The sequence below is a fragment of the Occallatibacter sp. genome, assembly GCF_049802275.1.
Taxonomy (GTDB): Bacteria; Acidobacteriota; Terriglobia; order Terriglobales; family Acidobacteriaceae; genus Telmatobacter.
Map to the genome: position 1 here is coordinate 1 of NZ_JBARMD010000071.1, position 6476 is coordinate 6476.

Annotated in this window: 6 protein-coding genes; 5 read left to right on the forward strand and 1 reads right to left on the reverse strand. The window is 57.6% G+C overall.

Annotated features, from left to right (window positions below; all coding sequences use genetic code 11):
* The 3 genes from ku to WA354_RS02400 all read left to right on the forward strand — a co-directional run.
* Positions 1-819, forward strand: an 819-nt coding sequence (gene ku, locus WA354_RS02390) for a non-homologous end joining protein Ku (protein WP_472811413.1), incomplete at its 5' end; no start/stop codon positions are given.
* 3 nt (positions 820-822) lie between these two features.
* Entirely contained in the window at positions 823-3561 is a 2739-nt protein-coding gene (gene ligD, locus WA354_RS02395; RefSeq protein WP_472811414.1) for a DNA ligase D, read from the forward strand.
* A 166-nt stretch (positions 3562-3727) separates the two neighbouring features.
* The gene (locus tag WA354_RS02400; protein ID WP_472811415.1) at positions 3728-3880 is read left to right on the forward strand and encodes a lmo0937 family membrane protein; all 153 of its coding nucleotides are present in this window, start codon (positions 3728-3730) and stop codon (positions 3878-3880) included.
* 188 nt (positions 3881-4068) lie between these two features.
* Here WA354_RS02400 and WA354_RS02405 read toward each other — a convergent pair whose 3' ends face one another.
* The gene (locus tag WA354_RS02405) at positions 4069-4674 is read right to left on the reverse strand and encodes a response regulator (protein ID WP_472811416.1); all 606 of its coding nucleotides are present in this window, start codon (positions 4672-4674) and stop codon (positions 4069-4071) included.
* A gap of 100 nt (positions 4675-4774) precedes the next feature.
* On the opposite strand from WA354_RS02405, the gene WA354_RS02410 reads away from it, so the two are divergent.
* On the forward strand, positions 4775-5572 hold the full coding sequence (locus WA354_RS02410) for a LexA family transcriptional regulator (protein ID WP_472811417.1): 798 nt from the start codon (positions 4775-4777) through the stop codon (positions 5570-5572).
* A gap of 161 nt (positions 5573-5733) precedes the next feature.
* The gene (locus WA354_RS02415; RefSeq protein WP_472811418.1) at positions 5734-6144 is read left to right on the forward strand and encodes a nuclear transport factor 2 family protein; all 411 of its coding nucleotides are present in this window, start codon (positions 5734-5736) and stop codon (positions 6142-6144) included.
* Positions 6145-6476 lie beyond the last annotated feature (332 nt).

A 6476-nucleotide genomic window follows, 5' to 3' on the forward strand; every position in this document is an offset into this window, starting at 1 on the left:
AGTTCGACATCTGAGGTTTCTTTCCACCAGATCGATCGCAAAACCCTCCAACGTGTTCATCATTTGAACGTGATCAATGGTGACCAGCCCGTCGACAACTCCGAAATCGTCAAAGGCTACGAGTACAGCAAGGGCAAATATGTGATCGTCGAGCCGGACGAGGTAAAGAAGCTTCGCCTGGAAACCCAAAGCGCAATCAACGTCGCGCAGTTCGTCGATTCCAGTGAGTTGCCCCCGTATCTCTTTGAGAAACCCTATTTCGTCGTCCCCGATCCCAAGGGCTCCCTCGATGCCTACGCCGTTGTTCGCGCAGCCATGCAGCAGGAAAACAAAGTTGCCATTGGAGAAGTCGCCTTTAGCGGCCGCGAGCACCTGGTCGCAATCGCACCAGCGCCCGGCCGGAATTCCCGCGGCCTCATGGCCTACACCCTGCGTTACGCCGAAGAATTGCGCGATGCCAAAACCTACTTCGGCAATATTCATGAGCACGCGATCGACAAGAAACAGTTGGCTCTCGCCAATGACTTGATCCGCGCCCAGTCCGCCGCCTTCCGCCTTGAAGACTTCAAAGACGACTACGAAGCAGCCATCCGCGAACTCATCGAAGCCAAGCGCAAAGACAAGCCCCTGCCCGTCTCCGAGGACAAACCGCGCGCCAAGGTCATCAATCTCATGGACGCCTTGAAACGCAGCGTGAGCCGGAAAGAGGATCGCCCGCGGACAAAAGAAGATCATCCCCAAACACGTTCTTCATCGCGAAACTCAAAGAAAGGCCCTACACTGGTGAAATCCGGTAAACGATCGCATAAGGCCGCGTAACGTATGGCAAAGACCGCCTCCCGCCAAAAAGATCCGGCAAAGACTCTGGAAGACCAGCTGGCGCGCTATCGCGAAATGCGGGACTTTAACGTCACCGCCGAGCCTCGCGGAAGCAAGGACGCCGTTCAGTCGGCCTCGCACAAACACGGTCCTCTACCCTTTGTGGTTCAGAAACACGCGGCCACGCGTCTGCACTACGACTTCCGCCTCGCGTGGAACGGCGTACTCAAAAGCTGGGCCATCGCCAAGGGACCGAGCGACCTACCCGCCGACAAACGCCTCGCCGTTCAGGTCGAAGACCACCCCATCGAGTACGGCAACTTCGAAGGCACCATTCCCAAGGGCCAGTACGGCGGTGGATCCGTAATGCTGTGGGACTTCGGCGAATGGGAACCGGTCTATGAGGACGTGGATCGCGCCCTTGCCGAAGGCCATCTCAAGTTCGACCTCAAGGGCCAGAAGATGAAAGGTCGCTGGGCGCTCGTTCGCATGAACACCCACGACGCGCGTCCCGGCAAACCCAATTGGCTCCTCATCAAAGACCGCGACGAATTCGCACGAACTGAAGACCAGCCCAACATCACCGACCGCTACCCCGACAGTGCCGTCACCAGTCGCACCATCGATCAGATCGGCAAAGACAGCGACCGCGTCTGGCACAGCAATCGCGCGCCTGACCAGCAACCCGAAGCGACAAACCCCACCGCTCCACGAAAGAAGACGAAGAGCAAGCCTTCTTTCGCCGCTGCGCTCAAATCCGTCCCCAAGGAAAAATTCCCCAGCTTCATTCCCCCGCAACTGGCGAAAGCCTCCACCGCTCCGCCGTCCAGTGGAGACTGGGTGCACGAACTAAAGCTCGACGGCTACAGAATCCAGATCCAGATCCGTCCCCGCGACGGCTCCCACAAAAAGCGTGTCTCGCTCCTTACCCGCAAAGGCCTTGACTGGACGCATCGCATGCCCGACCTCGCGCGCGCAGCCGAGGAACTTCCCTGCGACAGCGCCGTCCTCGACGGAGAAACCGTCGCACTCGACGAGAAAGGTGCAACCAGCTTCGCCGATTTGCAAGCCGCATTCCAGGAGAGTGCCAAGGTTCATCTCAATTACTTCGCCTTCGATCTGCTTCACCTCGACGGACACAACCTTCGCAACCTTCCCTTGTCCGAGCGCAAAGATCTCCTCGAAAAGCTACTCGCCCCGCTCGACAAAGAATCGCCCATCCGCTACAGCGAGCACTTCAAAGGAGATGGCAAAGACATCTTCTCCAAGGCCTGCTCCCTGGGAGCCGAAGGCATCGTCTCCAAACTCGCCTCCGCGCCGTATGTCTCCACTCGCGACAGTGCATGGATCAAATCAAAATGCTTCCAGGAGCAAGAATTCGTCATTGGCGGATTCACTGACCCATCAAACGGCAGCACCGGTATAGGTGCCCTGCTCATCGGTTACTACGACAAAGGCAAGCTGCACTATGCCGGCCGCTCAGGAACCGGATTCACGCAGAAGACGCAGCACACTCTCCACACACAACTCAACAAGCTCGTTCAACCCAAAACCCCTTTCGTCGATCTGCCCAAAGGAGTCTCGCGCGGAGTGCACTGGGTCAAACCCAATCTGGTCGGCCAAATCTCCTTCTCCAACTGGACGCGCGACAATCTCGTTCGCCAGGCCGCATTCAAGGGACTCCGCGAAGACAAACCGGCAAAGGAAGTCCTCCGCGAAAGCGCCGAGCCGCTCGAATCAACAAATTCGTCCAACCCACAACCAGCAAAATCTGCGTCGGAATCAAAGTCAGGCCGCAGAGCAGACACCACGAGCAAAACCGTGACCGCATTCGCGAGCAAAACGGCGAGCGCATCGAAGACCAGCCTTCCGCTCACGCATCCCGAGAAAATCCTCGATCCGGAATCCGGGATGACCAAGCTCATGCTCGCGAATTACAACCTCGCCGTCGCCGACCACATGCTGCCCCACGTCGCCGACCGACCGCTCAGCATCGTCCGCTGTCCTGAAGGAATCGGCAAGCCCTGCTTCTTCCAGAAACACATCGGCATGGGTCTTCCGCCCGGCATTCGCAGCGTTCCGGTTCCCGACAAAAAGGGTGGACCAACCGAACAATATGTGACCCTCAACTCACCTGACGGCCTCGTCGGGTTGGCGCAGATGGGCGTGCTTGAAATCCATCCATGGGGATCGAAAAACGAATCTCTCGAAAAGCCCGACCGCATCATTTTCGACCTCGACCCCGACGAAGCAATTGAGTGGAAAACGCTGGCGGCGACTGCAATCGAACTCCGATCCCGCCTCGAGAATCTCAATCTCAAATCGTTCGTGAAAACAACTGGCGGCAAGGGCCTTCACGTCGTCGTTCCGATTCGCGCCGAAAATGAGTGGCCGGTGATCAAGGAATTCGCGCACGACGTGGTCCTCGGAATCGAAAAGAAGAATCCCGGCCTCTACGTCACCAAGATGACCAAGGCCCTCAGGAAGAACCGCATCTACCTCGACTATCTCCGCAACGATCGTGGATCAACTGCAGTCGCCCCTTACTCAACCCGCGCTCGCTCTGGCGCACCCGTCGCCTTGCCTCTCAATTGGAAAGAGCTCGGCGCCAAGATCCGCCCCGCCTTCCACGTAACCGATTTCGATTCGTGGAAGAGACGCCTGAACACAGATCCCTGGGCCGAGATGGGCAAACTCAAACAGCGTCTCACTGCAAAGGCAATCCGCGACGCTCGGTCCTGAGCCTGCCAATCCCCAAAACAACAAAACACACCGCAGATCACGATTTGCGATGTGCGAAAACCACTTTTTCCCTTCGCCTCAGTCGCGTGTTCTCGCGTGCAACCCGCGCGGCAGCGCGACACATCCCACTCGCCAACGGGTTGCTTATTTAAATCGGAGTGAAGAAATGCTTTGGACAATCTTTGTAATTCTTCTGGTGTTGTGGCTTCTCGGCTGGGTCGGCTTTCATGCCCTGGGTGCCTACATCCACATCCTGCTTGTGCTCGCGCTCATCGTACTGGCGATCCAGCTCTTTTCAGGCCGTCGGCCTGTAGTTTAGGGCGCGCGCTTCCAGACCCGCATTTCCTGCAGCATAGGTGTGCGCGCCTCCGTTATTCTTGCCCATGTCGTCAGAAACGGGCCGCCCGACTCAGCTGTCACCGTCGAGACTGGTGATCGCTGCGCATCGTACACACCGCACCTGCGACTCCGCAGAATCAACTGCAGTTAGAGAATTTTGAATTCAGGTCAGTCGTACGATGGCTCATCCGGCGTGGTGAGCAGTTCAGATGCGCGCTCCAGCATTACATCCGGATACACGGGCTTGGCCATAACCTCAAACTGGTGCCCCTTTTTGCCCGCCTCCTCCAGCAGCATTCCGGTGTTTGCGTGACCTGAGAAAAGCATCACGTGGCATGCTGAATAATTTGCCTTGATTGCGATGGCCAGGTCGATCCCGTTCATCGCAGGCAATATCACATCCAGTATCGCCAACTCGGGTCGCCACTTTGCAATCACTTCAATGGCGCTCTCGGCCGAATACGCCACGCGTACGTCATAGTGTCGAATTTTGAAAATAAGCGCGAGCGTATCTGCGATATTCGCTTCGTCGTCAACGATCAGAATCCGCCGTCCGCCCTTAAGGCATGTCTTGCTTTGAGCGCCAAGCGGTTCCGGGGTCGATGACGCCTGCTCCCCGTTGGACGAAACCGATCCAATTGAGTCAGAATGAGGCGGCGAGGTTTCACCCTTTCCCTCTGGGCCCCCCAGATCCCCCTGGCCGCTGAGTCCCTTGTCCGCGACTTTTTCGCTAACCCCTATCGTGGACTCCCGTTGTGTAAACCTGCTCCCCATACTCACTTACGATGCGTCAGAAAGGCTGCTAGTATACCTCGAGCACGATAAATCGCTCATTTCATTAGAGCAATTGCACTGCTGAAATTGGCTGCCGAGCGTGCAGAAACCAACCGAGATGGCCAACCTTGAGCTGACAACCCGAGAATGGTCCGACCGTATCCGGCGACTGCTGAAACAACGCGCATTGACCCAGGCGGGACTGGCCCAGCGCCTCGGCGTGTCCCCCGCAACCGTCTCCCGCTGGCTCGCTGGAAAAAATGAGCCCACCGCTGAGACATACGTCGCGCTCGGCAATCTGGCAGGGAGACCCGACGGCACCTATTTCTGGGAGCGCGCAGGTATCGATACCTCCGAACTGCCCGATCCCGGTCTTCGCCAAACCATATCCTCGATCCAGGCCACCCTCGATGACTTCAACCTCATCACCAGTAAAAAGGTTTCGCAACACCTCGCAGGCAGAGGCAACGCTGTAGCGATTCCACTCATGAATGTGACTGCCTTTGGCGATCGCATCCCGCCGCATGAGAACGTGCGCCTCTCCCAGGCCAATGTCGAAGACGTGCTCCTCGCTCCACTTTCCTGGTGCCCGCATCCTGAGAACATGATCAGCATGCACGTTGCAGGCGACTCGATGTATCCCACCATTTCCTCCGGCTCCATTCTCTTCGTCGATACGGCCGCCACCGACCGCAGCCATCTCAATCAAAAGCTCGTTGTCGTCGGCCATCGCGACCTCGGCTTCAAAGTGGCGCGCCTGCAGCGCCTCGCCGGATCAGACTTGCTCGTCTCCGCCAACCCCAAGTACCTCCCGCTCGATGTCAGCAACGCCACCCGCTGGAAGATCTTCGGCGAAGTCCTCTGGTGGGTATCCAAGGACCTGAAGCAGAACTCCTGACGCACAGATATTGCAGTTTGTATCAGGGCGCGACCTTCAGTCGCGCCGAAAACGGCTGGCAATACTCAAAGGGGTTTAACCCCTGAGGCCTTTAGGCACTTCCAACCGACCCACCCACCGATCCCCCAGGCAAGCTCTAGAATGTCTTTCAGAGGAACCTGATGGAATCAATCGGAAATTCGGCCGAGTCCGTTGCGCAGGCGTTCGTTCGCGCCATCAACCGGCAGGACGCGGACAGGCTGGCAGCGCTGATGTCCCGCACGCATCGTTTCATTGACTCGCTCGGCAGAGTGATCGAGGGCCGCGAAAAAATGCGCGAGGGATGGGCCGCCTACTTCCGCATGGTTCCCGACTACTCAGTTGCCATTGAGGAGATTTACCCAGGCGAACCTGTTGTAGTCATGCTCGGGATGGCCACCGGCACCTATTCCCGCGACGGAAAATTGCACCCTGAAAACCGCTGGCAGACACAGGTCGCAATTCGCGCGCTCGTCGAGGACGGCTTGATCGCCGAGTGGCGCGTCTACGCCGACAACGAGCCCATCCGCACGGTGATGGCAAGCGGGAAATAATTCGCCAAGCGGCGAATGATTACAAGCGACAGCAGAAGAGTCTTGCGTTCCTGGCCGATCCTGAAGGAATTCTCGAAGGCTCCGGCAAATTGATCCGGCATCAGTGCACTCGAAAGCTTGTTTCAGAACCAATCCTAATTGGGTTCAAGCCGTTTCGGTAATAGCGGCGGCTGTCGGCATCGAGACGTCCCGTTTTCACCATTGAAGGAAATCCTTCGAGTATTCACGAAGCGTGGGCGGCTTCCTGTCGAGCGGGTCGCTGCCCCTGATAGTGGCAGCGAGTTTGAGAGAGGCAGCCCTTTGCGCTCTCGTCTCGTTGGTCTCCTTGGTCG

Bases quoted from the DNA above. Each gene is read 5' to 3' on its own strand.
- ligD (WP_472811414.1), top strand. From the start codon at position 823: ATGGCAAAGACCGCCTCCCGCCAAAAAGATCCGGCAAAGACTCTGGAA.
- WA354_RS02400 (WP_472811415.1), top strand. From the start codon at position 3,728: ATGCTTTGGACAATCTTTGTAATTCTTCTGGTGTTGTGGCTTCTCGGC.
- WA354_RS02405 (WP_472811416.1), bottom strand. From the start codon at position 4,674: ATGGGGAGCAGGTTTACACAACGGGAGTCCACGATAGGGGTTAGCGAA.
- WA354_RS02415 (WP_472811418.1), top strand. From the start codon at position 5,734: ATGGAATCAATCGGAAATTCGGCCGAGTCCGTTGCGCAGGCGTTCGTT.